The sequence below is a fragment of the Pseudoalteromonas sp. RB2-MNA-CIBAN-0110 genome, assembly GCF_040309305.1.
Taxonomy (GTDB): domain Bacteria; phylum Pseudomonadota; class Gammaproteobacteria; order Enterobacterales; family Alteromonadaceae; genus Pseudoalteromonas; species Pseudoalteromonas arctica.
In genome coordinates, this window is record NZ_JBEOOQ010000002.1 from 154477 (window position 1) to 179408 (window position 24932).

General features: G+C 39.8%; 26 protein-coding genes. 16 read left to right on the forward strand and 10 right to left on the reverse strand.

The genetic code is table 11. The annotated features are described in order from the left end of the window. Positions 1-50 precede the first annotated feature (50 nt). The 5 genes from AAEY68_RS02000 (at position 51) to yacG (ending at position 5089) form a co-directional block, all read left to right on the forward strand. Positions 51-1280 carry a type II secretion system F family protein gene (locus AAEY68_RS02000; protein ID WP_166376420.1) on the forward strand — a complete coding sequence of 410 codons (1230 nt, stop codon included), beginning with the start codon at positions 51-53 and terminating at the stop codon, positions 1278-1280. A gap of 137 nt (positions 1281-1417) precedes the next feature. Then, entirely contained in the window at positions 1418-2353 is a 936-nt protein-coding gene (locus AAEY68_RS02005) for a prepilin peptidase (RefSeq protein WP_166376419.1), read from the forward strand. A 1-nt stretch (position 2354) separates the two neighbouring features. Then, complete coding sequence (gene coaE / locus AAEY68_RS02010) at positions 2355-2996, forward strand: dephospho-CoA kinase (RefSeq protein WP_166376418.1); 642 nt, start codon at positions 2355-2357, stop codon at positions 2994-2996. Positions 2997-3122: 126 nt separating this feature from the next. Further along, positions 3123-4799 carry a type IV-A pilus assembly ATPase PilB gene (pilB, locus tag AAEY68_RS02015; RefSeq protein WP_350585411.1) on the forward strand — a complete coding sequence of 559 codons (1677 nt, stop codon included), beginning with the start codon at positions 3123-3125 and terminating at the stop codon, positions 4797-4799. A 59-nt stretch (positions 4800-4858) separates the two neighbouring features. Then, positions 4859-5089 carry a DNA gyrase inhibitor YacG gene (gene yacG, locus AAEY68_RS02020; RefSeq protein WP_007586146.1) on the forward strand — a complete coding sequence of 77 codons (231 nt, stop codon included), beginning with the start codon at positions 4859-4861 and terminating at the stop codon, positions 5087-5089. A gap of 72 nt (positions 5090-5161) precedes the next feature. Here yacG and AAEY68_RS02025 read toward each other — a convergent pair whose 3' ends face one another. After that, entirely contained in the window at positions 5162-5650 is a 489-nt protein-coding gene (locus AAEY68_RS02025; RefSeq protein WP_350585412.1) for a Spy/CpxP family protein refolding chaperone, read from the reverse strand. Positions 5651-5827: 177 nt separating this feature from the next. Between AAEY68_RS02025 and AAEY68_RS02030 the strand changes: the two genes are divergently transcribed. From AAEY68_RS02030 to AAEY68_RS02040, 3 genes are read left to right on the forward strand one after another with little or no spacing between them, the layout of a single operon-like run. Beyond that, on the forward strand, positions 5828-6517 hold the full coding sequence (locus AAEY68_RS02030) for a response regulator (RefSeq protein WP_007586150.1): 690 nt from the start codon (positions 5828-5830) through the stop codon (positions 6515-6517). Next, a complete protein-coding gene (locus AAEY68_RS02035) occupies positions 6495-7910 on the forward strand; it encodes an ATP-binding protein (protein WP_007586152.1) in 1416 nt (471 codons plus the stop codon). Before AAEY68_RS02030 ends, AAEY68_RS02035 begins: the two co-directional genes overlap by 23 nt. 3 nt (positions 7911-7913) lie before the next feature. Continuing rightward, complete coding sequence (locus tag AAEY68_RS02040) at positions 7914-8861, forward strand: alpha/beta fold hydrolase (RefSeq protein ID WP_282115185.1); 948 nt, start codon at positions 7914-7916, stop codon at positions 8859-8861. On the opposite strand, the gene AAEY68_RS02045 is transcribed toward AAEY68_RS02040, so the two are convergent. Then, positions 8821-9738 (reverse strand): cation diffusion facilitator family transporter, encoded by a 918-nt coding sequence (locus tag AAEY68_RS02045; protein ID WP_480342925.1) that lies wholly within the window; start codon positions 9736-9738, stop codon positions 8821-8823. The two genes, AAEY68_RS02040 and AAEY68_RS02045, sit on opposite strands and share 41 nt — an antisense overlap. Before the next feature lie 110 nt (positions 9739-9848). Between AAEY68_RS02045 and trmL the strand changes: the two genes are divergently transcribed. Then, complete coding sequence (gene trmL, locus AAEY68_RS02050) at positions 9849-10313, forward strand: tRNA (uridine(34)/cytosine(34)/5-carboxymethylaminomethyluridine(34)-2'-O)-methyltransferase TrmL (protein WP_007582820.1); 465 nt, start codon at positions 9849-9851, stop codon at positions 10311-10313. A 69-nt stretch (positions 10314-10382) separates the two neighbouring features. Here the strand turns inward: trmL and gpsA are convergent, their stop codons facing one another. From gpsA to AAEY68_RS02070, 4 genes are read right to left on the reverse strand one after another with little or no spacing between them, the layout of a single operon-like run. Continuing rightward, complete coding sequence (gene gpsA / locus AAEY68_RS02055; RefSeq protein ID WP_007582822.1) at positions 10383-11390, reverse strand: NAD(P)H-dependent glycerol-3-phosphate dehydrogenase; 1008 nt, start codon at positions 11388-11390, stop codon at positions 10383-10385. A gap of 3 nt (positions 11391-11393) precedes the next feature. Next, positions 11394-11879 carry a protein-export chaperone SecB gene (gene secB, locus AAEY68_RS02060; RefSeq protein ID WP_007582825.1) on the reverse strand — a complete coding sequence of 162 codons (486 nt, stop codon included), beginning with the start codon at positions 11877-11879 and terminating at the stop codon, positions 11394-11396. A gap of 34 nt (positions 11880-11913) precedes the next feature. Then, positions 11914-12171, reverse strand: a complete 258-nt coding sequence (gene grxC, locus AAEY68_RS02065) for a glutaredoxin 3 (RefSeq protein WP_002957783.1) — start codon at positions 12169-12171, stop codon at positions 11914-11916. Positions 12172-12202: 31 nt separating this feature from the next. Beyond that, complete coding sequence (locus AAEY68_RS02070) at positions 12203-12634, reverse strand: rhodanese-like domain-containing protein (RefSeq protein WP_002957784.1); 432 nt, start codon at positions 12632-12634, stop codon at positions 12203-12205. 338 nt (positions 12635-12972) lie between these two features. On the opposite strand from AAEY68_RS02070, the gene gpmM reads away from it, so the two are divergent. The 4 genes from gpmM to AAEY68_RS02090 are packed head-to-tail and all read left to right on the forward strand — an operon-like array spanning position 12973 to position 17772. Further along, positions 12973-14517: a 2,3-bisphosphoglycerate-independent phosphoglycerate mutase gene (gene gpmM, locus AAEY68_RS02075; RefSeq protein ID WP_350585413.1), complete on the forward strand. Its 1545-nt coding sequence runs from the start codon at positions 12973-12975 to the stop codon at positions 14515-14517. A 3-nt stretch (positions 14518-14520) separates the two neighbouring features. Next, positions 14521-15660 carry a murein hydrolase activator EnvC family protein gene (locus tag AAEY68_RS02080; RefSeq protein ID WP_024606965.1) on the forward strand — a complete coding sequence of 380 codons (1140 nt, stop codon included), beginning with the start codon at positions 14521-14523 and terminating at the stop codon, positions 15658-15660. A 34-nt stretch (positions 15661-15694) separates the two neighbouring features. Continuing rightward, positions 15695-16960: a S41 family peptidase gene (locus AAEY68_RS02085; protein WP_350585414.1), complete on the forward strand. Its 1266-nt coding sequence runs from the start codon at positions 15695-15697 to the stop codon at positions 16958-16960. A 50-nt stretch (positions 16961-17010) separates the two neighbouring features. Continuing rightward, on the forward strand, positions 17011-17772 hold the full coding sequence (locus tag AAEY68_RS02090; RefSeq protein WP_169044347.1) for a divergent polysaccharide deacetylase family protein: 762 nt from the start codon (positions 17011-17013) through the stop codon (positions 17770-17772). Between the two features lie 182 nt (positions 17773-17954). Here the strand turns inward: AAEY68_RS02090 and rpoH are convergent, their stop codons facing one another. The 4 genes from rpoH to ftsY all read right to left on the reverse strand — a co-directional run bounded on the left by rpoH (position 17955) and on the right by ftsY (position 23052). Continuing rightward, positions 17955-18818, reverse strand: a complete 864-nt coding sequence (gene rpoH / locus AAEY68_RS02095) for an RNA polymerase sigma factor RpoH (protein ID WP_007582838.1) — start codon at positions 18816-18818, stop codon at positions 17955-17957. Positions 18819-19132: 314 nt separating this feature from the next. After that, positions 19133-20119 carry a permease-like cell division protein FtsX gene (gene ftsX, locus AAEY68_RS02100; protein ID WP_007582840.1) on the reverse strand — a complete coding sequence of 329 codons (987 nt, stop codon included), beginning with the start codon at positions 20117-20119 and terminating at the stop codon, positions 19133-19135. After that, positions 20116-20793: a cell division ATP-binding protein FtsE gene (ftsE, locus tag AAEY68_RS02105; RefSeq protein WP_007582842.1), complete on the reverse strand. Its 678-nt coding sequence runs from the start codon at positions 20791-20793 to the stop codon at positions 20116-20118. Before ftsE ends, ftsX begins: the two co-directional genes overlap by 4 nt. An 87-nt stretch (positions 20794-20880) precedes the next feature. Then, positions 20881-23052: a signal recognition particle-docking protein FtsY gene (gene ftsY, locus AAEY68_RS02110; RefSeq protein WP_350585415.1), complete on the reverse strand. Its 2172-nt coding sequence runs from the start codon at positions 23050-23052 to the stop codon at positions 20881-20883. A gap of 207 nt (positions 23053-23259) precedes the next feature. On the opposite strand from ftsY, the gene rsmD reads away from it, so the two are divergent. From rsmD to AAEY68_RS02125, 3 genes are all read left to right on the forward strand, one after another. After that, positions 23260-23865, forward strand: coding sequence for a 16S rRNA (guanine(966)-N(2))-methyltransferase RsmD (gene rsmD, locus AAEY68_RS02115; protein ID WP_350585416.1), 606 nt, complete (start codon positions 23260-23262; stop codon positions 23863-23865). A gap of 145 nt (positions 23866-24010) precedes the next feature. Continuing rightward, positions 24011-24226, forward strand: a complete 216-nt coding sequence (gene rpsU, locus AAEY68_RS02120; RefSeq protein WP_002957797.1) for a 30S ribosomal protein S21 — start codon at positions 24011-24013, stop codon at positions 24224-24226. A gap of 19 nt (positions 24227-24245) precedes the next feature. Next, positions 24246-24692 carry a GatB/YqeY domain-containing protein gene (locus AAEY68_RS02125; RefSeq protein WP_007586535.1) on the forward strand — a complete coding sequence of 149 codons (447 nt, stop codon included), beginning with the start codon at positions 24246-24248 and terminating at the stop codon, positions 24690-24692. Positions 24693-24932 lie beyond the last annotated feature (240 nt).

Sequence of the window (24932 nt, forward strand, 5' to 3'; positions counted from 1 at the left end):
GTTATGCTTGTAATAATAACATGTAAACCAAATTCAGCTGGGTACTCTCAATGGCAATAAAACAAAAAGATAAAGGCCTCGATACCTTTCAGTGGGTCGGTGTAAGTGCGCGAGGGAAGAAACTTGAAGGCGAGCTTACAGGCAATAGTATTGCATTAGTAAAAGCTCAGCTTCGCAAACAAGGCATCACGCCATCAAAAGTAAAGCGAAAGGCAAAGCCATTATTTGGCATCCAAAGTGTCCAAAAAATAACGCCAAAAGATATCGCACTAGTTACTCGCCAAATTGCGACCATGCTAATGGCAGGAGTACCGTTAATACAGTCTATTGAAATGATTGGCACTGGCTCGACCAATAAAAGTGTCGCCAAATTAATGGAAACTATTGCGGATGAAGTTAAAGCAGGCCAACCACTATCAACCGCACTAAGAAAACATCCCCGCTATTTTGATGATTTATACTGTGACTTAGTCGCATCGGGCGAGCAATCAGGTGCGCTTGATAGAATATTTGATCGTGTCGCTATTTATAAAGAAAAATCTGAAGCACTAAAATCAAAAATTAAAAAAGCAATGTTTTACCCTATGTCAGTATTAGTTATTGCAGGTATTGTAACCTCAATATTATTAATATTTGTAGTACCTCAGTTTCAAGATATTTTTGCAGGGTTTGGCGCGGAGCTTCCTGCATTTACTTTGTTTGTTATTGGTATATCAGAATTTATGCAAGCGTATTGGTGGGTAATACTAATAGCTATAATTGCTTTCGGTTATACTTTTAAAGAAGCTAAACTGAGGAGTTTAAAACTTAGAGACGCTACTGACAGAGCAATACTAAAACTCCCTGTGATCGGTATGATTTTAAATAAAGCAGCAGTTGCTCGCTATGCACGAACTCTTTCGACTACGTTTGCTGCTGGTGTGCCGTTGGTTGATGCGCTTGATTCTGCAGCAGGAGCCTCTGGTAATGCTGTTTACCGATATGCCATTTTAGATATTAAGGCAGAGGTTAGCTCAGGTAATCAGATGAACTGGGCAATGCGCAACTCAAAAATATTCCCTGATATGGTAATACAAATGGTCGCGATTGGTGAGGAGTCTGGCTCACTAGATGGCATGCTCGCGAAAGTGGCTACTATTTACGAGCAAGAAGTCGATGATGCAGTAGATGGCCTTTCAAGCTTGCTTGAGCCACTTATTATGGCTGTACTTGGTGTACTTGTTGGTGGTTTAATTATCGCGATGTACTTACCTATTTTCCAATTAGGTTCTGTAATTTAATTCCTTTGGAAAAATATAAGAAACCTTGCGATTTTAAAGGGACGCACATGTAGCAGCGATTTTATATCGCGTTCTCCTAATTTTATATCGCGTCGTCCTAAGTGTGTTATTAAAGAATTTTAGTTTTAGGTAAACAAATGCAAAGTATTATAGAAGTAATGCAAAGCCAATTATGGTTTTATTTAACCTCGATTGGCTTAATTAGTTTATGTATTGGTAGCTTTTTAAATGTGGTTATCTATCGTTTACCATTAATGATGCAGCGCGAGTGGCAAAGTGAATGCCGTATATTGCTAGATGACGAGCTTAAAAAAAACAACTCGAACTCGGATAGCTCTAAACCAGGTAATTCGAAGCCTGATAGTTCTAACCCAAACATCAACGAGCCTTTTAACTTAGTAAAACCCAATTCTACCTGCCCTAAATGCAAAACTGCCATTAAGCCTTGGCAGAATATTCCTATTATTAGTTGGTTAGCACTTAAAGGTAAATGTGCAAGCTGCAGTAACCCTATTTCGGCTCGATACCCTGCTGTAGAGCTAATTACTGCCCTATTAAGTTTAATTGTTGCCTATAGTTTTGGTGCGACCGAGCAAGCCCTTTTATATATTTTTGTAACGTGGATTTTAGTAGCACTAACCTTTATTGATATTGACCACATGCTGCTGCCAGATCAACTTACACTTCCGCTTGTATGGCTTGCACTTATTGCCTCAGTAATGGGTTACACAATTACACCAACCGATGCCATTATTGGTGCGGCTTGTGGCTATTTAAGCTTGTGGAGCGTGTTTTGGTTATTTAAGTTACTAACCGGAAAAGAAGGCATGGGTTATGGCGATTTTAAATTGCTTGCTGTATTTGGTGCTTTGCTTGGCTGGCAGTCATTACTTACTATTATTCTGCTTTCGAGCGTAGTGGGTGCCATTATAGGTATTGCACTGCTGAGCATACAAGGTAAAGACAAAGCGACCCCTATCCCTTTTGGGCCTTATTTAGCGATTGCTGGCTGGATTGCAATGCTTTGGGGCAACCAAATTCAAGGCGCTTATTTTAATTTAATTGGTTATTAAAATGAGTGAGCAAATTACTAAAGTTAACAGCTGGGTATTAGGTTTAACAGGTGGTATTGGCTGTGGTAAAACGGCCATCAGTAACATGTTTGAAGAGCTTGATATTACAATAGTTGATGCCGATATAATTGCGCGTGAAGTAGTACTCCCAAATAGCAAAGGGCTAAGAGCGATTACCCAACACTTTGGTGAGGATATTTTATTGCCTGATGGCACATTAAATAGAGCAGAACTACGCGCAAAAATATTTACTAACAACAATGACAAAGAATGGCTTAATGCGTTACTGCACCCTCTTATACGGATAAAAATACTAAACGATTTAAATAGCGCAGCAAGCCCTTATGTTGTTTTAGTAGCGCCTTTATTGTTTGAAAACAACCTTGATAAATATTGCGACCATACCTTACTTATTGACGTACCAACCTCTGTACAAATAGCGCGTACAGCAAAACGCGACAGCACAAGTATTGAGCAAGTTAAAAGTATTATTGCCTCGCAAATGTCACGCGTCGATAAACAGCAAAAAGCGGATGATATTTTAAATAATGACCGTAGTTTAAACCTAGTGCATATAGAGCTTGTTGATCTACATAAAAAGTACCTACAATATGCATTACGCAACAAAACTAACTCACTTTAATACTGTCTTAACTCACACGAACTCGTATTTTAGTTAGTAAAATCACAACAAAGAATGAAAGGTGATGTAATCACCTTCTTTTTTCTGATAAATTGCTTACTATTGAAGGAATAAAACAGGTGCGCAATGAATATTAACTCACCGTTATTGAGAAAATTTATAACCCTTGGCCGCATTGATGCCGACACGGTTAAAAACAAACAAAATGAATTTGCCTCAACAGCTGAGCTTATTTCTAAATGTGGAAAAATCGATAGTAAAGATTTAGTTGAGCAGTGCATCGATTTATTTCGCGTACCTTATTTTGATTTAAAAGATTTTGACCCTACAAAAATTCCAGCCGATCTTGTAAAAGAAAAACTTATTCGCAAGCATCATATTTTACCGCTTGTTCAAAAAGATCGAAAAGTTTATATAGCAGCATCAGACCCAACAGATTACGGCGCATTCGAAAACTTTGAGTTTAGTACCGGTCTTTCATGCGAAATTGTTGTTGTTGATTATATTCAACTCGATGCCAAAATCGAGCAATTACTAGATGCCACTGGCAGCTTAAATTTAACTGATGACGAGTTTCAGGAATTTGCTGACTTAGATTCAGAAAGTCAAAAAGACACATCCCAGCAAGATGATGATAAAGATGATGCGCCTATCATCGTTTACATCAACAAAATTTTAATGGATGCCATTAAAAAAGGCGCCTCTGATTTACACTTTGAACCTTACGAGCACAAATACCGTATTCGCTTTCGTATTGATGGCATTTTGCATGAAGTGGCAAGCCCGCCTAATACATTAGCAACCAAGCTCTCTGCACGTATAAAGGTTATGTCACGACTCGATATTGCCGAAAAACGCAAACCACAAGATGGTCGTATAAAGCTAAAAATTACTGAACGCAAAAGTATCGATTTTCGTGTAAGTACTATGCCTACCTTGTGGGGCGAAAAAATAGTAATGCGTATCCTTGATTCATCAAGCGCTATGTTAGGCATTGATGTATTAGGCTATGAGCCTGAGCAGAAAAAGCTCTATATGGATGCACTTGCCCAGCCTCAAGGGATGATACTTGTAACAGGGCCAACGGGGTCTGGTAAAACAGTATCGCTATACACAGGCTTAAATATATTAAACCAGCCAGAGCGCAACATTAGTACTGCGGAAGATCCGGTTGAGATTAACCTTGAAGGTGTAAACCAAGTACAAATTAATATTAAAGCCGATATGACTTTTGCCAACGCACTGCGTGCATTTTTACGTCAAGACCCTGATGTAGTTATGGTAGGTGAGATACGTGACCTAGAAACCGCAGAAATATCAATAAAAGCGGCGCAAACAGGTCACTTGGTTTTATCAACATTGCATACAAACTCAGCGCCGGAAACAATCACCCGTTTATTAAATATGGGTGTGCCGGCTTATAACGTAGCAAGTTCGATCAGCTTAATTATAGCCCAGCGTTTAGCACGTCGTTTATGCCCTAAATGTAAAACGCCAGAACAACTTCCGAGTGAAGAACTGACTCGCCAAGGATTTAGCGCCAAGCAAATTGAAGAAATGACGTTATATACGCCCAAAGGGTGTGATAGCTGTACCGATGGTTATAAAGGTCGTGTTGGTATTTACGAAGTAATGCAAATTACCCCTGAAATTGCCCAAATTATTATGCGCGGTGGTAACTCACTTGAAATAGCTGATGTTTCCCTTAAAGCTGGGTTTAATAATTTACGATTATCGGGTTTGCGCAAAGCCGCTGATGGTTTAACGTCGCTCGCTGAAATAAACCGCGTCACTAATATGTAAATATATGGCTCTGGGTTATTGTTCTTAGAGCTATAAAGCAAAATTGTAGAGAGTAAAGTATGCCAACTATTGTAAACTGCCCAACCTGTAAAACTAAAGTTGAGTGGTCAGAGCAAAGCCCATTTCGCCCTTTTTGCTCAAAGCGCTGTCAGCTAATTGATTTAGGTGAATGGTCGTTTGAAAATAACAGAATTTCTGCACCAATCACGTCCGCAGAAGAGTTTAGCCAAGACATGATTGAAGATATTGAAGCTATGCTGGCTAAAAATGAAGATGACTTTTTTAAGTAATTTATCTTCATTATGCCCTAAATACGAAAACCAGCATTAAGCTGGTTTTTTAGTATTTACAAAAAAGTATAATTAACTTTTTTGTTTACGGTGCTTTTTATTCATACGCTTTTGCATTTTAGCAAATTTCTCTTTTTGCTCAGCGTTAAGTACTTGCATTACTTGGTGTTGCGTTTTTAGTTTAATTAAACCAAATTGCTCACCTTTTTCGCGGCGTTCATTTAATAGCTCTTTTGCTGCATTTTCGTCAAATGTTGCCGCCGAAAGTAACGCATCCATTTTTGCTTTATGCGCTTCACGCGTTGCTTTGCGGGCTTCTTTATCGTCGCCACGCAACGCTTTCATTTGTGTTTTTTGCGCTTCAAAAATAGCTTTTAGCTTAGTTTGCTGCTCATCTGTTAAGCTTAATTTTTCAACGCCGCGCTCAGAAAGTAAAAAGCGAGCTTGAGAATGGCCTTGTTTATGTCCGTCGCCTTTAGCTAATACGCTACCAGCACCAAGAGTTGCTGTTGCTAAGCCACAGATAAGTACTAATTTTGAAAGTGTGTTTAATTTAGTCATAATCATTACCTTAATATTGAATTGGTTGGTTGAGCGATTGTGGCTGCTAAGCCAGTGAGTTAACTATACCTAACTCAATGCAAAGTAACGCAAAGCAGTGTAAAGGTTGTGTAAAGATTCACCTTTGCACTATTTAGCGGGTAAAATAACGCTATAAACAACTCTAAGGGTTTGTAAATGAAACTATTAATGATTGATGACGACACTGGTCTTTGCGAGCTATTAAGTGAGTATTTAACTGCCCAAGGGTTTGAAATACAAAGCGTACACGACGGTGAGCAAGGCCTTAAACTAGCACAAGCAAATGACTACGCCCTTATATTGCTAGATGTAATGTTACCAACGCTTGATGGTTTTGAAGTACTTAAACAACTTAGGCAAACAAAACTCACACCGGTGATAATGCTTACTGCAAAAGGTGAAGACTTTGACCGTATTTTTGGTCTAGAGCTAGGCGCTGACGATTACATACCAAAGCCTTTTAATCATCGTGAATTACTAGCCCGCGTAAAAGCGATAACACGCCGTATAGAGCACATTAATAGCTTAAATGCAGCCACAACGAGTAAGTTACTCGTTAATGGTATTACTGTTAACCTTGCAGCGCGAGAGGCCTCAATCGACGGATCTACACTGACTCTTACTGGTACAGAGTACGAAATACTCACGCTATTGTGTAAAAATGCAGGCGAAGTGGTTAGTAAAGAGCAAATTAGCGAAGAAGTACTAGGTAGGCGTTTAGCTTCTTTTGATCGCTCTATCGATATGCATGTAAGTAATATCCGTAAAAAAATAGCTGAGCATATTCCAGGTGAGCGAATTAAAACAATGCGAGGTACGGGTTATGTCTTTATCCAAGGCGAATAAAAGCACTTACTTTGCTTGGTTAAAACACCCTGGGCACTACCTATTTTTTAAAGTATTTATTTGGTTTTGGTTAACTATAATCGGCACCGTAGCAGCGCTTATATTTTTAAGTAATATAACCGCTATTAATGCGGTATCTAACGAGCCACTTTATGGCCCGATGAAAAAAAACCTAATATACACCGCCAAAAGTATTGAGCGTACTGCTATTAAACATAAGCGCAGCCTAAGCGAAGTATTAGTACACCCTCGCCTATCAAAGCGTAAACTTTTATACTTAAGCGCAGCTCAAAGCGAGGATTCTCTTAGTAGTAAAGAGGTGCCAGAGAGCATCGATTTAAGTTTATTAAACTTCACTCAAAATATGTCACCGCAAATTATTTTCACTGAGAAATATCAAGCCTTCGGTCCTGTTAATATAAACGTGCCTGAAGGGAGTTTTTATCTTTATGAAATAGATATTAACCATCAACCACCGCTAATAATGCGCTTTAAGCTTATGCCTAATTGGATGAAAATAGTCATCGCAATTGTTGCCTCTCTTATTTTAAGCTTTGTATTTAGCCGTAACTTAATAGCCCCTATAAATAGCCTTAAAAAAGCGGCAATTAAACTATCAGCGGGTAACCTAAGCGCAAGAGCCGACATTTCTGTAAACCGAAAAGATGAGCTAGGAATACTAGGGCGAGATTTTAACAGCATGGCTAATCAGTTAGAGCTTTTAATTAGTTCACAAAAACGCTTATTAGCCGACATATCACATGAGTTACGCTCGCCCCTTACGCGTTTAAAAATGGCTACCGGTCTTGCACAAATGCAAGCTAACGACGCTAGCCAATCGTATTTATTACGCATAGAAAAAGAAGCTAACCAACTCGATAAGATGATTGCCGACGTGCTTCAAGTTTCTCGCTTAGAAGCAAAAAGCCAAGCGCTTTCACTGCAAAAACAATCATTACAAATAATTGTAGATCACGTTATTAACGATGCGCAGTTTGAAGCAAAACAAAATAATAAGCAGCTAAATATAGTGGGCGCTTTAGACATCAATATTAATTGCGACGAAGGCCTTATTGCCAGTGCGCTTGAAAACCTACTTCGCAACGCCATTAAATACGCAAATAATACGATTAGTATTACTCTAAAGCATGCTGATGCCATTTATATAGAAATATGTGACGATGGCTCTGGTGTGCCAGATGATCAACTGAGCAAGCTTTGCGAGCCCTTTTTTAGACAGTCAGATGCGCGGGATCGCGTAAGTGGTGGCACGGGTTTAGGTCTTGCGATTGCTAAAAATGCTATTACTGCGCATGGCGGCAGTTTAGTATTATCAAATAAAGAACTAGGTGGCTTGTGTGCTAATATAACCTTGCCATTAATAAAAGAGTAAAGCATGTTTTATAGTAGTGAGCGTGAGCTTAAGAGTAATCAAATAACAATTAATAACTTTTATAAAAACACGCTAATTAAAGCTTATTTAGATACACCTAACGGGCAATTATTTTATGCTTATGCCATACCAGATAAAGCCAAAAATGCCATTGTAATAAGCTCTGGGCGCCTTGAAGGGTTAGATAAATATAAAGAGTTGTTATGGGAGCTGTATAACAATAATTTTGCCATATTCATAGCCGATCACCAAGGACAAGGCCGCTCTTATCGCCACCTACTAAATAAGCACAAAGGCCATGTTAATCAATTTAAAGATTACAGCGCAGACCTAAACTTATTTAATACACAAATAGTGGATACTCATTGGCAAGGTAAAAAGGTGTTAGTGAGTCATTCAATGGGCGGCGCCATAGCATTTGATTACCTTGCGCATTTTGAACACAATTTTAGTGGCGCGTTTTTATCAGCGCCTATGCTTGATATTTATACAAAAAACACACCAAAACCTTTAGCTAAATTAATAGCAAGTACTGCAACCCTTTTGGGTCAAAAAGACAATTACGCACTAGGGCAAACCGATTACATACCCGATGAGTTTGCTACAAATGTATTAACCAGCAGCCCAGTGCGTTACGAGCTATTTAGGCAAACATATCAAGAAGAGCCATTACTACAGCTCGGCGGTGTTACTTACGGCTGGCTAAATGCGACGTTTGAATTTATAACTTCTGTGGATAACTTAAGCGTGACTATTCCACTTTATATTGCCAGTGCGCAAAACGACGAAGTGGTTGATAACAATGCCCAATATAAATTAGCAAACAGGCACGTAAACACTGTACTTAAAAGCTTTGAAGGCGCTAAACACGAGCTGTTTTTTGAACGTGATGAAATACGCCAGCCATTGCTTAAGAGCTTGTATCAGTTTTGTGAGTCGGTGACGGCTTAACAAGTACCGACAAAGGGTCGAGGTGGATCAGTATATCTACCTCAGACTCAAAGCGTTCTTTAAGCATTGCCTCTACTTCATCAGCTACGTTATGTGCGCGAATCAAACTTAAATGATCATCAAGCTCTAAGTGCATTTGGATAAACTTAACTTTTCCGCCTTGGCGCGTACGAATATCATGCACACCATGTACATCAGCATGGGCTCTGGCTATATCAAATATGCTTTGCTTTTCATCATCTGGCAGTTCTTTATCCATTAAATGATCGGCACTATCGCGAGCAATATCCCAGCTGTTATAAAGTAAGTAACCCGCTACACCTATCGCAAAAACAGGATCGGCATACAACACACCATAATAAGCTAACAAAATAGCTAATAGCACAGCGGCATTTAATATTAAATCGCCTTTGTAATGTACTGAGTCGGCTTTTATAGCAATTGAATCGGTGTATTTAACTACTTTATTTTGCACAAATACAATGACGAGCGTACACGCAATAGCAAAAATACTTACCCACACACCTAATAAAGAATGGCTTAACTGTATAGGATTAAATAAACGCTCAATACCATGAAAAGCAAGTAGGCAACCTGAGCCTGCAATAAACGCAGCTTGTCCAAGCCCTGCAAGTGCTTCAGCTTTACCGTGTCCAAATCTATGGTCATCATCTGCTGGGCGCAGTGCGTAACCTAACACTAAAAAACTCATGGCGGTGGCAGTAATATCCATTAACGAATCAGTTAACGAGCCAAGCATTGAGGCCGAGCCCGAAGCAAGCCATGCCCATGTTTTTGCGCCAATCATTAAACTAACCATTACCATGGTAACAATGCTTGAAGTTTTAACCCAAAATTCGTAGCTACGGTTATGCACGTTTTAATCCGATAATTAGGAGTATTCAATAGTGTGAGTATATCATTTTTTTAAAAGGTTTCGTGTATACTGCCCTTCGTCAAACTACAGATTATTTTATAAGGCTCATTATGCTGGATATTGTTTTATACCAACCTGAAATACCGCCTAACACTGGTAATATTATTCGCCTATGTGCCAATACCGGCTATGCATTACATTTAATTGAGCCTCTAGGTTTTGAGTGGGACGATAAGCGCGTGAAACGTGCAGGACTTGATTATCATGAATTTAGTCATGTTCAACGCCATGCCTCATTTGAAGATTACCTTGAAAAATGTAAACCAAAAAAAATATATGCATGTACAACCAAAGGTAGTCAGTTTCACCATGAAGCAAGTTACGAAGCGGGTGACTGCTTGGTATTTGGCCCAGAGACTCGCGGCTTGCCTGACGATATGATCCAAGCACTGCCAAAAGAGCAGCGTGTGCGTATTCCTATGCAAGCCAATAGCCGCAGCATGAACTTGTCAAACGCAGTAGCTGTGTTTGTCTACGAGTCGTGGCGCCAGTTGGGTTTTCCTAACGCGCAGTAAATAGCTTTGAGCTAAACAACAAAAAACCGACATAACGTCGGTTTTTTAGTTTTATAAACGCTTATAAAATTATTCAGAACGTTGCTCTCGGCCTAATAGCGCCATTGCAGCTTCTTTCATATCTTTATTTTCATAAAGCACTTTATAAATTTGCTCGGTAATCGGCATTTCTACACCGCTACGCTGCGCTAATAAATACACTTCTTTGGTATTTCTAAAGCCTTCAACTACTTGACCAATTGATTCAATAGCAGCATCAACGCTTTCGCCTTTACCTAACGCTAAACCAAATCGACGATTACGTGATTGGTTATCTGTACACGTTAGTATTAAATCGCCAAGGCCTGCCATCCCCATGAAGGTTTCTGGCTTAGCACCAAGAGCGCAACCTAAACGAGTAAGCTCTGCAAGGCCTCGGGTGATAAGTGCGGTACGCGCATTAGCGCCAAAACCAACACCGTCCGAAATACCGGCACCAATGGCAATTACATTCTTAACCGCACCACCGAGCTGTATACCAATAAAATCATCATTGTTATACACACGGAATGAGCGACCACAATGAAGTAAATCAGCGAGCTGCTGAGCAAATTCAGGCGACGTAGAAGACACTGAAATAGCTGTAGGTGAGCCCATCGCCATTTCTTTTGCAAACGTAGGACCCGACAGTACCGCAAGTGGAATATCATCACCTAATTCTTGCAAAGCCACTTCTTGTAACAAACGTCCAGTATTAGGCTCAAGCCCTTTAGTTGCCCACGCTACTTTAGCACCGTCTTGCAATGCAGGTTTAATCTGCGCAAGTGTGTCGCCAAAAGCATGGCTTGGCACAACAACAAGTACAATAGCGCTGCTAGCAACGGCATGTTGTAAGTTAGCTTCAAGAGTAAGAGTATCTGGAAAAGGAGCATCAGGTAAGTAACGTTGATTTTTCCGCTCAGCTGCAAGCGTGGCAACGTCGTCGCTATTTCGTCCCCAAAGTGTCACGTGGTGACCATTTCGGGCTAAACAAATAGCAAGGGCGGTGCCGTAAGACCCCGCCCCTAATACAGTAACAGCTGTAGTTGCTGTACTCATAAGTTATGCGTCTGCTGAAGCCTGGTCAGCTTGCGCAGTACGTTGTTGCATGTATTGTGCAAATAACGCATCAAAATTAACTGGCGCAAGGTTAAGCTGTGGGAAAGTACCACGGTTAACAAGGTTTGAAACAGCTTCACGTGCATATGGGAACAACACGTTAGGACAAAATGCACCTAGCATATGCGCAAGTTGCACTTCTTCAACTTCAGCAATAGTAAAAATACCTGCTTGTTGAATTTCACATAAGAACGCAGTTTCTTCACCAAGAGAAGCGGTTACAGTCAGCGCTAAAACAACTTCAAATACACCTTCGTCTAGTTTATTAGAGCGTGTATCTAGGTCTAGCTTAACTTCTGGCGTCCATTCTTTTTGAAAAATGGCCGGAGAGTTTGGCGTTTCAAACGATACATCTTTAGTGTAAATACGTTGAATAGTAAATTGTGCGCCGTCTTGTGCAGCTGCTACGTTTTGATTTTCTTCGTTCATTGTTATTCCTAACTTGTTCGTTATTATAATTAAATTAAGCGTTTAGCTTAGCGTCAAGTTTACCTTGCGCTTCAATAGCCATCATGTCGTCGCAGCCACCGATATGTTCATCATTAATAAAAATTTGCGGTACTGTGCTTGCACCACCTGCTTTGGCAATCATTTCATCGCGTAGCTCAGGCTGTACACCAATATCATAATTTGTGTATTCAACGCCTTTGCTGTTTAAAAGCGAAAGAGCACGCTGACAAAATGGACAATACGCCTTGGTGTATAAAACAACATTACTCATAATAAATCCTCTATCGGCCTAGCTAAACTGATTAGCGACCTGTTGTAGTTGGTAAGCTGGCAGATTGCCACGCACCCATGCCACCTGCTAATAAGTAAACTCGTTCAAAACCAGCTTTACTCATAGCGGCTGCAGTACCTTGGGCAGTCATACCTGTAGTACATACAACTATAATGGGTTTAGTCTTGTACTTTTCAAGGCTTGAAAAGTCAGATTTTTTCGCATTCTCTGGGCTTAAGTGCTCAGCACCAGAAATACGCCCTGCATTAAACTCTTTTTGCGCACGTATATCGATTACTTGACCGTCATCACGGTTAATAAGTAACGTAAGCTGCTGAGGATTTATTTGACGAACAGCTGAAAGCTTACTCTTTATCCAGCCACTAACAATAAGGAAAACAATACCAACCCAAGCAAGGCTTAAAATGGGATGATTTGTAATAAATTCAATATATTGATCCATTCTACTTCCACTATGAAATTATGTTTTAAAACGTGATGTTTTAAGGATTTTGTACTTTAGCCACGCAAGTATACCCAAACCAACCTAAAATGCGAGTTTAGGAGCACTTAGAGACGTTTAAAAAACGATAAAGCCCCCCATATATAGTTAACAAGAACTCTGGATAATAAATCTATCTCAAGCAGAGTTCAGGTTAGTCAATGAGGTATAAGTGAAAAAATTTAATATCTTGTTTTCAATGCTGATCCTAGCTTAAAAACACGGTATGCTAAAACCACGCTAATAAACCTTTTAGGTGCACAGTATCCATCAACAGATACTAATTTTCAGGAGCTATTATGACAGAGCATAAAAAACCACTGGTATTAATGATTTTAGACGGTTGGGGATACCGCGAAGATACGCAAAGTAATGCTATTCTTGCAGCTAACACACCGGTATTAGACAATTTATGGGCCACACGGCCACACACATTAATATCAGCTTCGGGTTTAGATGTTGGTCTTCCTGATGGTCAAATGGGTAACTCAGAAGTTGGCCATGTGAACTTAGGTGCTGGTCGCATTGTTTATCAAGATTTCACCCGTATCACTAAAGCAATTAACGATGGCGAATTTGATTCAACCCCAGCCTTAGTTGAAAACATAGATAAAGCGGTAAGTGCAGGAAAAGCAGTTCACATAATGGGTCTTTTAAGCCCAGGTGGTGTGCATAGCCATGAAGACCACATAGTTGCTAGCATAAAACTTGCTGCAAAACGTGGCGCTAAAGAAGTTTACTTTCATGGCTTTTTAGATGGCCGCGATACACCTCCACGTAGTGCTAAAGCGTCAATCGAACGTATTGAAGCGTTATTTAGCGAACTTAAATGCGGTCGTTTGGCGTCACTTATTGGCCGTTACTACGCAATGGACAGAGACAACCGTTGGAACCGCGTAGAAAAAGCTTACAACGTAATTGCCTTAGCTGAAGGTGACTTTAATTTTGATAACGGCGTAGAGGCACTTAATGCAGCGTACGAGCGCGACGAAAACGACGAATTTGTAGCCGCTACAACCATTACACCAACAGGCGCCGCTCCTGCTTCAATAAACGATGGCGACACTCTAATTTTTGCCAACTTTAGAGCAGATAGAGCCCGCGAAATTACTCGCGCTTTTGTTGAGCCTGATTTTAATGGATTCGCAAGAAAAAGAACGCCAAATCTTAGCGCATTTGTAATGATGACAGAGTACGCAGCTGATATAAATGCACCTATTGCCTTTGGTTCAACACCGTTAGTAAACGTACTTGGTGAGTGGTTTGAAAAAAATAACAAAACACAGCTTCGCATTTCAGAAACCGAAAAATACGCACACGTTACGTTTTTCTTTAGTGGCGGACGCGAAAGTGAATTTAAAGGCGAAACACGCGAGCTAATTCCTTCGCCGCAAGTTGCAACCTACGACTTACAACCTGAAATGAACTCAGAAATGCTAACCGACAAGCTAGTAGCAGCAATTAAAAGCGGTAAATACGATGCTATTATTTGTAACTACCCTAACGGCGATATGGTTGGTCACTCAGGCGTATTTGAAGCCGCTGTTAAAGCTTGTGAAGCTGTAGATAGCTGTATCGGACGTGTTGTTGATGCACTTGAAGAGTTTGGTGGTGAAGCACTAATAACAGCCGATCATGGTAATGCTGAGCAAATGGCTGATCTTAAAACAGGCCAAGCGCATACTGCCCATACTAGTGAACCGGTACATTTTATTTATGTTGGTCGCGATGCAGAGCCTATGCAAGGTAAGGCATTAAGCGATGTAGCCCCTACAATGCTTCACTTAATGGGCATGGAGCAACCAAGCGAAATGACTGGTACGCCTATCATGATGTTGAAATAACACATGAATAGACGTATTAACCGGTTAATTAAGTGCGGTTTAATACTAACTTCATTAGTGACTGCATCTGCAGTTGCTAATGAGGATCGTACTAAAAAAGACTTATCAGAAGTTCAAAATGCACTTGAGCAAAGCCAAGCTGAGTATAACGCCCAAAGAAAAAAAATAGCGTCGCTACAAAAAAACCTAAAAAGCCATGAACTCGATATAGCTAAAAATGCTAAAGCACTTAACATGGCAGAGCAATCAGTAAAAGAAACTAAAACACAGCAAAAAGAGCTACAAAATAAAGCCGATGAGCTCGATAAAAAGCACACTCAATTTCAGAAAATTTTAGCCGCGCAACTTAAAAGCGCCTATATGGCCGGTGGCGACGACTACTCTAAAATGCTGTTAAATCAAGAAGACACTGCAAAATTTGAGCGCACACTTAGTTATTACAACTACTTAAATAAAGCCCGTATTGAACAAATTGAAGATCTAAAAGACCTTCAACAGCAAATAGTACAAAACCAAGAAGAGCTTGTTAAAACACAAGAAAAACTAGCGCTTTTATTTGATGAGCAAAAAAGACGTCAAACTGCATTGCTTAATGCACAAAGTGAACGCCAAGCTAATCTTAAAAATTTACAAGCTCAGCTCAACAGCACCAAAAGTTCAATAAACTATTTAAAAGAAAACCAACAAACTTTAGTAGCAACAATTGAAGAACTCGAAAAAGAAAAAACACAGAAAATTGAATTACTGGGCCTAAATAAAAACAAAGGCAAATTAGACTGGCCGAGCAAAGGTAAGTTAGAGCACACATTCGGCCAACGTAAACATGGTGGTATTGATTGGAAAGGCGTATTAATTGGTGCAAAAGAAGGCACTAATATTAATAGCGTACATAACGGCCAAGTTGTATTTGCCGATTGGCTAAAGGGCTATGGTTGGGTAATTGTTGTAGACCATGGTGAAGGTTTTATGAGCCTATATGGTCATGCCCAAACACTGCTAAGAGATGTAGGCGACATGGTACGCGAAGGCGAAACCCTTGCTTTAGTTGGCCAAAGCGGCGGACAAGCTAGTTCTGGTCTATACTTTGAAATACGCCACAAAGGACGCGCAGTAAATCCTGTAAAATGGTGCAAACGCATTTAATTAAATAAATCGCTGCACCGCTCTGGAGCAGCTGATGACAACTAAAAAAACTGCAGTAATTACCATTGATAAAAAAAATACAGGCTTTTATATAAGTCTGTATTTACTTGTATTACTAACCTTAATCGCTTTTTCTAGTAACGTACTAGCAAGCTCGATTAAAGATCTTAAAAGACAACAAATAGACGAAATACTCTTTAACATCCATGCCTACTACGTTGAAGATCTCACCTTACAAAATAGCCACCACATTAAATATAATAGCCAACAGTTTGAGCGCTTATATTCAAAGCTCGACTCTTACTCTAAGTACTTAAATGAGCACGAACTAACCTCATTATTTGATAACACAAACGGGCGCTATACAGGTATTGGTATTGAGGTTAAAAATATCGACGAGAATATGACTATTGTTAATGTGGTTAATAACTCCCCCGCAAAAGCAGCGGGTATTTTGCCAAGCGATATTATTGTAAGTGTAAACAACCAAGCAGCCCAAAACCGTACAATCGATGAAGTAGCAACACTAATAAGAGACAGTAAATTTTCAAATATAGAGCTAATTATAAGTCGTGATAACAATAAAAACCCACTCACGTTTCATGTAGCACGCCGCCAAATAAACCTCGAAAGCGTAACAAGCGAACTTCTAGATTTTGGTACTGGTTATATAGCTATCAATAATTTTTCTAACCACACATTGCATGAGGTTGCTCTGCAAGTTGCTGCCCTGCAAAGCCACTTTGGTTACCCACTTAAAGGCTTAGTAATTGATTTACGTGATAACCCAGGGGGTACATTACAAAGCGCAGTAGCGGTATCAGACCTATTTTTACAAAGTGGCACTATAGTGACTACTAAAGGACGTTTTTACGATGCCAACCAAGCATTTTATGCAAAGCGTGGAGACATTCTAAAAAATGCCCCCATTGTTGTGCTTATAAACGAAAACTCAGCCTCTGCAGCCGAAATACTTGCAGCAGCGCTAAAAGATAATAAACGAGCAACCGTTGTTGGCAGTCAATCTTTTGGGAAGGGTTCTGTACAATCGCTCATTCCGCTAGGTGATGGCAATACCGCATTAAAGCTCACCACAGCGAAATACTTCACACCGTTAGGTAAATCGATTGATGGTATAGGAATAACCCCAGATGTGGCGGTTAATCAAACAAACCTTTCACAAAGTAATAAAGCCGTTATAATAAAAAATGAACATACTAACAGTAACGCGCAATTACTTACTGGTAACTTAGCAGATTTACAATTAGTTAAAGCGAAACAATTACTCAGCATGCAATAGCTTGTATAAGCTGTTAAACAAAGCTAAAAAAGATAATAAAAACTATAAACGTGAAAATAATAAAATGGCTAATATTAGCTATTTGTTTTAGCTCAGCAACAATTAGCGCTAAACAAATAGCAATAGTGATAGACGATATAGGCTATCATCAACGGGACTTAGAGTTCCTTTCCTTACCAGGGCAATTGTCGTATTCAATTTTGCCCCATACTCCTTATTCGCAAATTTTTGCAACGCTTGCTAGTCAATCAAATAAAGAGTTATTACTTCATGTACCTATGCAGGCACTTAACGGTAAAGAACTCGGACCTGGCGCGCTTACTTTAAATATGAATAAAGAGCAGCTTCAGCAAACTCTAGGAACCGCTCTCGCTAGTTTACCGCAAGTTAAAGGCGTTAATAACCACATGGGCTCAGCGCTTACGCAGCAAAGCCAAGCTATGAAGTGGACAATGGAAGTGCTTAAAAAGCGCCATTTATATTTTTTAGATAGCCGCACAACCGATTTAAGCCAAGCACAAAATGCTGCTAACTTTTTAGGTGTTGCCAATATTAGTCGCCAAGTGTTCTTAGACAATATAACTACACCAGAACAACTGCAGCTAAGACTTGAAGAATTAAAACAACTAGCCATCACTCATAATTCCGCTATTGCAATTGCTCATCCCTACCCAGAAACAATCGAATTTTTACGTCATGCCTTACCCGAGCTAACTAAGCAAGGTTTTGAGCTCGTGCCGGTTTCGCAGCTGGTTGAGCGTAAATACATTCAGTTAGCGCATGCTGAGGGTAAAGGAGTTAGTGCTCGGTGATATAAGCTTTAAATAAAGCTATATCCGAATGATAAACTAACCATTCAATAATGCAGAGTATCGGTATTACTTGATAGGATATTTTATCATTGGGTTTCGCTTCGCTCAAACCAACCTACGCAAAAGCAAAAAGCCCCGCATTTTCATGCAGGGCTTTTTAAATTTTACTGCTAGAGGTGTGTTTAGCTCATAGCGCTTTGTAACTTTTTCATCGCTGTTTTTTCAAGCTGGCGAACGCGTTCAGCAGATACACTGTACTTTTGTGCAAGCTCTTGAAGAGTCGCCTTATCATCAGACAACCAACGTGCGCTAACAATATCTTGTGAACGTTCGTCTAGTGTTTTAAGTGCGCTAAATAAACGAGTATGCGCTTGCTCTTTCCACTGCTCTTGTTCAACGTCGTCAGCTAAATCAGCTGCGCCATCTGTTAAATATTGTACTGGAGAGTACGTACTTGTTGGTGCGTCGTCGTTATCGTCGCCCGTTAGGTCAAAGCCCATGTCTTGGCCGCTCATGCGCGATTCCATTTCACGTACTTCTTTTTCACTCACACCTAGCTCGCTAGCAACGGTACTAACCTCAGCTTGATTAAACCAACCTAAACGCTTTTTATTTTTACGAAGATTAAAAAACAATTTACGTTGCGCTTTAGTGGTTGCAACTTTAACTATGCGCCAATTTTTAAGCACAAACTCGTGAATTTCGGCTTTAATCCAATGCACTGCAAACGATACTAAACGCACACCCACAGTAGGGTCGAAACGCTTAACCGCTTTCATCAGGCCTATATTACCTTCTTGAATAAGGTCAGCTTGTGGTAAGCCGTATCCCGAGTAGCCTTTAGCAATATGCGCTACAAAGCGTAAATGCGACATAATGAGTTGCTTGGCAGCACTAAGATCGCCTTCTTCCTGAAGTTTTTTAGCAAGTTCTTGCTCTTGTTCAACTTTAAGCATAGGAATAGTGCTTACCGCTTGAAGGTAACCGTCCATGCTTGCGCTTTGTTGTCCGACTGTAAGTGCCATTGCGTATAAATCTTTACTCATTTTTCACCTCGGTGATAAACATTTGAAACTATCTTAGCACTCTTTCTTTAAGAGTGCTAACCCCAATTTAAAACTTTTTTAAAGTATAAATCAAGCAGTTTTTAGTATGTGTTTAGTCTACTACAAGCGACTGAATAAGTGATGAATTGAGGGGCTGCAGCAGGTTAACCTCGCTGCATCACCTTATTTACAACTCATTACTTCATGGGAGGATAGTACATAAATATGACAGTTTTAATAACAGGAGGTACAACCCAGTTCGGTACGATACGCATATCAAGCTGGGTTGGTTCACTTATAGTTTGCAGGATTTTTTATACTTTATCGGGTTCTATTTCTTTAATATATCGATTTACAGAAAGGTACGAGCCTACAAATCCTAAGCTTGTTGCAAGTAACACTAAAAAGCCGAGCTCATTAAGCGATAATCCAATTAACGAAAAGCTTGTTTGATACACCCCCGCTACACTGCTCACAGCGCTTGAAAGCCACCACATCATTAGTCCTACACATATAAAGGCAAATAAACCACCTATTACACCATACCAAATACCGGTCCACAAAAATGGGGCATGTATAAAGGTGTTAGTTGCGCCGACTAGCTTCATTACTTGTATTTCTTCTTTTTTATCCATGATCGACAAACGGATGGTGTTACCAATAATAAGCGTCACTGAGGTAAGCAGTAATAATGCGATGGTTATTACACTTTCTTTCAGTAAATCTAGTAATGCATTTAAACGCTCTAGCCACGCTATATCGAGCTTACCAAAATCAACTTCACGTTCACTTTCTAATTTAGTTAGCAGTACTTTAGCGGCATTTGGGTGTCTGTGACGTTTTGTAGGAGTAACAAGTACCACATCAGGTAATGGGTTTTTATCTAAGTACTCTAAAGCTTGCCCAAAGCCAGATACGTCTTTAAATTCTGTTAGTGCTTTTTGCTTTGATATAAATTCAACGCTTTCCACTTCTGGATAAAGTGCTAAACGCTTTACTAATGTTTGCGTTTCTTGCTCGTTCATACTTTCTTTTACAAACAACGATATTTCACTCGCTTCTTCAAAACCACTACTTACTTGCTGTACGTTCTTAACAACGAGATAAAGTGTTGCAGGTAACGTTAGGCTCAAACCAAGTACAGCAATAGTCATCATAGATGCAAGCGGCGTACGCCACATTTCACCTAAGCTATGAACACCTTGGCGAAAAATATTAATAATGAAAAAGTAACCGCCAGCTAATACTGATTTTTTTTGCTTGTCGTTACTATTTTGACGACTTTTAAAAAGTAAACTCATAGTGCTCCCTCAGCGAGCGGATCTTGAAGCATGCGGCCATCTTTTAAGGTTAGACTGCGGTACTTCATACGTGCAACCAAACCTAAGTCATGCGTCGCTATAAGAACAGTGGTGCCGTGTTTATTAAAGTCCTCAAACAGCTTTAGGATTTCCATTGAAAGCTCAGGGTCTAGGTTACCTGTAGGCTCATCGGCTAACAGAATTGGCGGGGAGTTTACAATTGCTCTGGCAATACCAACACGTTGCTGCTCGCCTCCAGAGAGCATAGACGGATGACATTTTATTTTGTCTATCAGGCCTACTTTATCAAGCGCACCATGAACACGTTTAGCTATTTGCTTATGGTGAGTACCCTCAATAATAAGAGGCAGTGCCACGTTATCAAAAATGGTATAGCGCTCTAGTAAACGGTGGTTTTGAAAAATAATACCTATATCACGGCGAGCATAAGGAATTTGACGCGAGTTTACTTTATTTAAATCAACACCGTTGATAAATACACTGCCTGCCGATGGGCGTTCCATTAAGCTAATTAACTTAAGCAACGTACTTTTACCCGCACCACTGTGGCCGGTTAAAAAGGCAAGTTCACCCGGTTTAACATGAAAATTAACTTTTTCGAGGGCGCGGTGCCCTCCAGGATAAGTCTTACTTACTTGCTGAAAATTTATCATCTTTTTATTATGCCAATTCAATTAGTTTACTAATAAAATTGGTATTCCTCGCAATTAAAAAGGGAGCAAGCTCCCTCTTTTGGTAAATTAAACGTCGTCCTCATCTTGGCTAAATAACGCATCAATAAAGTCATCGCTTTTAAAAGCGCGTAAATCATCAATACCTTCACCAACACCAATGTAACGAATTGGAATATTAAACTTATCTGCAACCGCAAAAATAACACCACCCTTTGCAGTCCCATCAAGTTTTGAAAGCGTAATACCAGTTAAGCCAACGCATTGATTAAATAAGTTCACTTGGCTAATTGCATTTTGACCTGTGCCAGCATCAATGGTTAGCATCACTTCGTGCGGCGCATCAGGATCAATTTTTTTCATAACACGAGCTATTTTTTCAAGCTCTTGCATTAAGTTATCTTTATTTTGCAAGCGACCCGCTGTATCTGCAATTAACACATCTATATTACGTGCTTTTGCAGCTTGGAATGCATCAAAAACAACCGATGCACTATCTGCTCCCGTATGCTGTGCAATAACAGGAATGCTGTTACGTTCACCCCAAACCTGAAGTTGCTCAACAGCAGCCGCTCTAAACGTATCGCCAGCAGCCAGCATAACCGACTTACCTTCGCTTTGAAATTGCTTAGCCATCTTACCAATAGTCGTTGTTTTACCAACGCCATTTACGCCCACCATTAAAATAACAAATGGCTTTTTATCTTTGGTAATTACTAAAGGCTGTTCAGCCGTTTTTAGCATCGCCGCCATTTCTTGTTTCATTAACTCATAAAGCGCATCACCATCTTTTAACTGCTTACGGTTTGCAGCATCAGTTAAGCTATCAATCAACTTCATGGTGGTATCAACGCCTAAATCGGCGGTGAGCAGCTGTGTTTCAAGATCTTCAAATAATTCGTCATCTATTTTTTTACCACTAAAAATAGATGCAAACCCAGAACCTATATTAACGCGAGTTTTTAACAAGCCCTTTTTAAGACGAGAGAAAAACCCTTCTTTTTTCGGCTTTTCTGCTTTTTTAGCTTCTTCAATTGCAAGTTCTTCTGCAATGCGTTCTTGCTCTAAACGCTCATTTTCTGCTTTTTCAGCAGTAATGCGCTCTTGCTCTAAACGCTCGTTTTCTGCTTTTTCCGCTGCAATGCGCTCTTGCTCTAAACGTTCGCTTTCTGCTTTTTTAGCAGCAATGCGCTCTTGCTCTAAAAACTCGTTTTCTGCTTTTTCAGCCGCAATACGTTCTTGTTCTAAACGTTCATTTTCAACTTTCTCAGCCGCAATGCGCTCTTGCTCTAAACGTTCATTTTCTGCTTTTTCAGCCGCAATGCGTTCTTGATCTAAACGCTCGTTCTGAGCTTTTTCAGCAGTAATGCGTTCTTGCTCTAAGCGCTCGTTTTCTGCTTTTTCAGCTGCAATGCGTTCTTGCTCTAAACGCATTTGCATTTCTTGTTCTGCTAAACGTTTTGCTTGATCTTGTCTTTGTGCTTCAGCATCTGCTTGTTCTTTTGCTAATAACTCAGCATTCGCTTGCTCTATTGCAAGCTTTTCAGCCTTTACAGCTTCATCCTTTTTTTCAAGGCGTATTTGCTCTAGTCGCTCAGCCTCTACTTTTTCTGTAGCCAATCGCTCTTGCTCTAATTGCATCTGCGTTTCTTGATCGGCTAAACGTTGTGCATATTCGTGTCTTTGCGCTTCTGCATCAGCTTGTTGTTTTGCAAGTAATTCAGCATTAGCCTGCTCAATGGCAATCTTTTCTGCGTTTTCAGCACGCTCTTGCTCTAAACGTTTTGCTTCAATTTGTTCAGAAGCAATACGCTCCTGCTCTAAGCGCTCTGTTTCGGCCTCTGCTTTTAAACGTTCAGCTTCAGCTTGCTCCTGTGCTAGCGTTTCTTGCTCTAAACGTTTAGCTTCAATTTGTTCAGCAGCAATACGTTCCTGCTCTAAGCGCTCTGTTTCGGCTTCTGCTTTTAAACGTTCAGCTTGCTCCTGTGCTAGCTTTTCTTGCTCTAAACGTTTGGCTTCAATTTGTTCAGCAGCAATATGCTCCTGCTCTAAGCGCTCTGCTTCGGCTTCTGCTTGTAAGCGTTCAGTTTCAGCCTGCTGCGCAAGTTTTTCTTGCTCTAGCTTCTGCGCTTCTTCTTGCGCTAATGCTTGTTGTTTATCAGCGGCTGCTTTTTGCTCTGCTTCTTTTTTATCTGACTTGCCAAAACCGAGCCACGACATGAATTTACTTTTTTTTGTCATACTTGCTAATAACCACTTATAAAAATCTGATAAACTAAAATTTGAAATAGCTTGGCAATGCCCAGCAATAGTTGCTAATAAATACAACCATTCAAAACGTAAGTGTTCAATAGTAACACTTTTAATACGGTTGAAAAATGAAGCTACACGTAATCACCCATAATATTATCTGAGCTAGATACCATATACCATTTTTTAGTGAGCTAAATGAGAAAAAAAACAACGCAAAATAAAGCTACTAACAAGCCCAGTGATGGCTTTATTAGAGTGATTAGTGGCCAATTTCGAGGCCGAAAACTCCCTGTTAAAAATATAGAAGGCTTAAGACCTACTACCGATCGAATTAAAGAAACTGTATTTAATTGGCTAATGCAAGATACGCGTGACACAAATGTACTTGATTGTTTTGCAGGTTCTGGTGGGTTAGGATTTGAAGCGCTATCTCGATTTGCAAAAAACGCCACATTTATCGAGCTCGACTCGTCAGCTGCCAAGCAATTAGAACAAAACATTAGCACTTTAAAGCTCGACAACGCATACGTTAAACATACTAATTCACTCTCCTTTTTAGAGCAAAAAAACACAAACGAAGCGTTTAATCTTGTATTTGTTGACCCACCATTTCGTAAAGATTTAGCGCAAACAACCTGCGATTTATTAGAAAAAAACCAATGGTTAAGCGATGATGCATTAATTTATGTTGAAGTAGAAACAGAGTTAACCACCTTCAAGAACCCGAGCAACTGGTTGTTAATTAAAGAAAAAAAGGCAGGCCAAGTGTTTTGCAAACTCTACCAGCGCCAAGCAAATTAATACTGTTTTACATGATGCGTTTCTGTTAATATTGTCCTTTACATGTGGTGTTGCTTCGGATTACAATACCGCACCATTTTTGAACCACTTGATCAATGTTTGATCAACTTGAGCAACGCTCATAATTTAGGTAGGTGAATTTTTAATGCCAGTAATTAAAGTAAGAGAGAACGAACCGTTTGACGTAGCACTTCGTCGCTTCAAGCGTTCATGTGAAAAAGCAGGAATCCTTTCAGAAGTTCGTCGTCGCGAGCACTATGAAAAACCAACAGCTGAGCGTAAGCGTAAAAAAGCTGCTGCAGTAAAACGTCACATGAAAAAACTTTCTCGTGATAACGCACGTCGCGTTAAATTATACTAATATATTAGGTCTTGTATAAATGAGCCTTTTAATAACGCTAAAAGATGCGCAAAAAGATGCGATGAGAGCTAAAGACAAACAACGTCTTAACCCTATTCGTATGGTACTTGCTGCAATCAAGCAACGTGAAATTGACGAGCGCATAGAACTAGACGACGCAGGTATTACCTCCGTTATAGTGAAGCTTGTTAAACAACGTCGTGACTCTTACACTCAGTACAAAGATGCTGGGCGTGATGATTTAGCTGATATTGAAGCCAATGAAATAGTAGCACTTGAAACTTTCTTACCTCAAAAATTGAGTGAAGAAGAAATCATTGCTCTCATTGATGCGGCTATTGCTGATACTAACGCAGCAGGTATGCAAGACATGGGTAAAGTAATGGGTATAATCAAAAGCAAAGCCGAAGGTCGTGCCGATATGGGCAAAATCTCTGGTTTAATTAAGCAACGATTAACTGCCTAATACTCCCACATACATTTAAGTATGATTGAAGTGAACCGAGCCTTGCGCTCGGTTTCTTTGTTTTTAACTTTAATAAAAAGTACACCTACTAGGTTACTTTAAAATGAAATTTTTTATAGCTTCCCTATTTATTTTGTTATCATTTTGGTAAGTTAAAGCACGCTATACTTTGCATCAAGCTAGTATAAAAAAGTAAATTTCATATTCGTTATTCTTCTTATTATTTCAGGACTGTATTTT

What these genes read in the sequence shown, in the direction of transcription:
- AAEY68_RS02000 (WP_166376420.1), top strand. Translation starts at nt 51, where the DNA reads ATGGCAATAAAACAAAAAGATAAAGGCCTCGATACCTTTCAGTGGGTC.
- AAEY68_RS02005 (WP_166376419.1), top strand. Translation starts at nt 1,418, where the DNA reads ATGCAAAGTATTATAGAAGTAATGCAAAGCCAATTATGGTTTTATTTA.
- coaE (WP_166376418.1), top strand. Translation starts at nt 2,355, where the DNA reads ATGAGTGAGCAAATTACTAAAGTTAACAGCTGGGTATTAGGTTTAACA.
- pilB (WP_350585411.1), top strand. Translation starts at nt 3,123, where the DNA reads ATGAATATTAACTCACCGTTATTGAGAAAATTTATAACCCTTGGCCGC.
- yacG (WP_007586146.1), top strand. Translation starts at nt 4,859, where the DNA reads ATGCCAACTATTGTAAACTGCCCAACCTGTAAAACTAAAGTTGAGTGG.
- AAEY68_RS02025 (WP_350585412.1), bottom strand. Translation starts at nt 5,650, where the DNA reads ATGACTAAATTAAACACACTTTCAAAATTAGTACTTATCTGTGGCTTA.
- AAEY68_RS02030 (WP_007586150.1), top strand. Translation starts at nt 5,828, where the DNA reads ATGAAACTATTAATGATTGATGACGACACTGGTCTTTGCGAGCTATTA.
- AAEY68_RS02035 (WP_007586152.1), top strand. Translation starts at nt 6,495, where the DNA reads ATGTCTTTATCCAAGGCGAATAAAAGCACTTACTTTGCTTGGTTAAAA.
- AAEY68_RS02040 (WP_282115185.1), top strand. Translation starts at nt 7,914, where the DNA reads ATGTTTTATAGTAGTGAGCGTGAGCTTAAGAGTAATCAAATAACAATT.
- trmL (WP_007582820.1), top strand. Translation starts at nt 9,849, where the DNA reads ATGCTGGATATTGTTTTATACCAACCTGAAATACCGCCTAACACTGGT.
- gpsA (WP_007582822.1), bottom strand. Translation starts at nt 11,390, where the DNA reads ATGAGTACAGCAACTACAGCTGTTACTGTATTAGGGGCGGGGTCTTAC.
- secB (WP_007582825.1), bottom strand. Translation starts at nt 11,879, where the DNA reads ATGAACGAAGAAAATCAAAACGTAGCAGCTGCACAAGACGGCGCACAA.
- grxC (WP_002957783.1), bottom strand. Translation starts at nt 12,171, where the DNA reads ATGAGTAATGTTGTTTTATACACCAAGGCGTATTGTCCATTTTGTCAG.
- AAEY68_RS02070 (WP_002957784.1), bottom strand. Translation starts at nt 12,634, where the DNA reads ATGGATCAATATATTGAATTTATTACAAATCATCCCATTTTAAGCCTT.
- gpmM (WP_350585413.1), top strand. Translation starts at nt 12,973, where the DNA reads ATGACAGAGCATAAAAAACCACTGGTATTAATGATTTTAGACGGTTGG.
- AAEY68_RS02080 (WP_024606965.1), top strand. Translation starts at nt 14,521, where the DNA reads ATGAATAGACGTATTAACCGGTTAATTAAGTGCGGTTTAATACTAACT.
- AAEY68_RS02085 (WP_350585414.1), top strand. Translation starts at nt 15,695, where the DNA reads ATGACAACTAAAAAAACTGCAGTAATTACCATTGATAAAAAAAATACA.
- rpoH (WP_007582838.1), bottom strand. Translation starts at nt 18,818, where the DNA reads ATGAGTAAAGATTTATACGCAATGGCACTTACAGTCGGACAACAAAGC.
- ftsX (WP_007582840.1), bottom strand. Translation starts at nt 20,119, where the DNA reads ATGAGTTTACTTTTTAAAAGTCGTCAAAATAGTAACGACAAGCAAAAA.
- ftsE (WP_007582842.1), bottom strand. Translation starts at nt 20,793, where the DNA reads ATGATAAATTTTCAGCAAGTAAGTAAGACTTATCCTGGAGGGCACCGC.
- ftsY (WP_350585415.1), bottom strand. Translation starts at nt 23,052, where the DNA reads ATGACAAAAAAAAGTAAATTCATGTCGTGGCTCGGTTTTGGCAAGTCA.
- rsmD (WP_350585416.1), top strand. Translation starts at nt 23,260, where the DNA reads ATGAGAAAAAAAACAACGCAAAATAAAGCTACTAACAAGCCCAGTGAT.
- rpsU (WP_002957797.1), top strand. Translation starts at nt 24,011, where the DNA reads ATGCCAGTAATTAAAGTAAGAGAGAACGAACCGTTTGACGTAGCACTT.
- AAEY68_RS02125 (WP_007586535.1), top strand. Translation starts at nt 24,246, where the DNA reads ATGAGCCTTTTAATAACGCTAAAAGATGCGCAAAAAGATGCGATGAGA.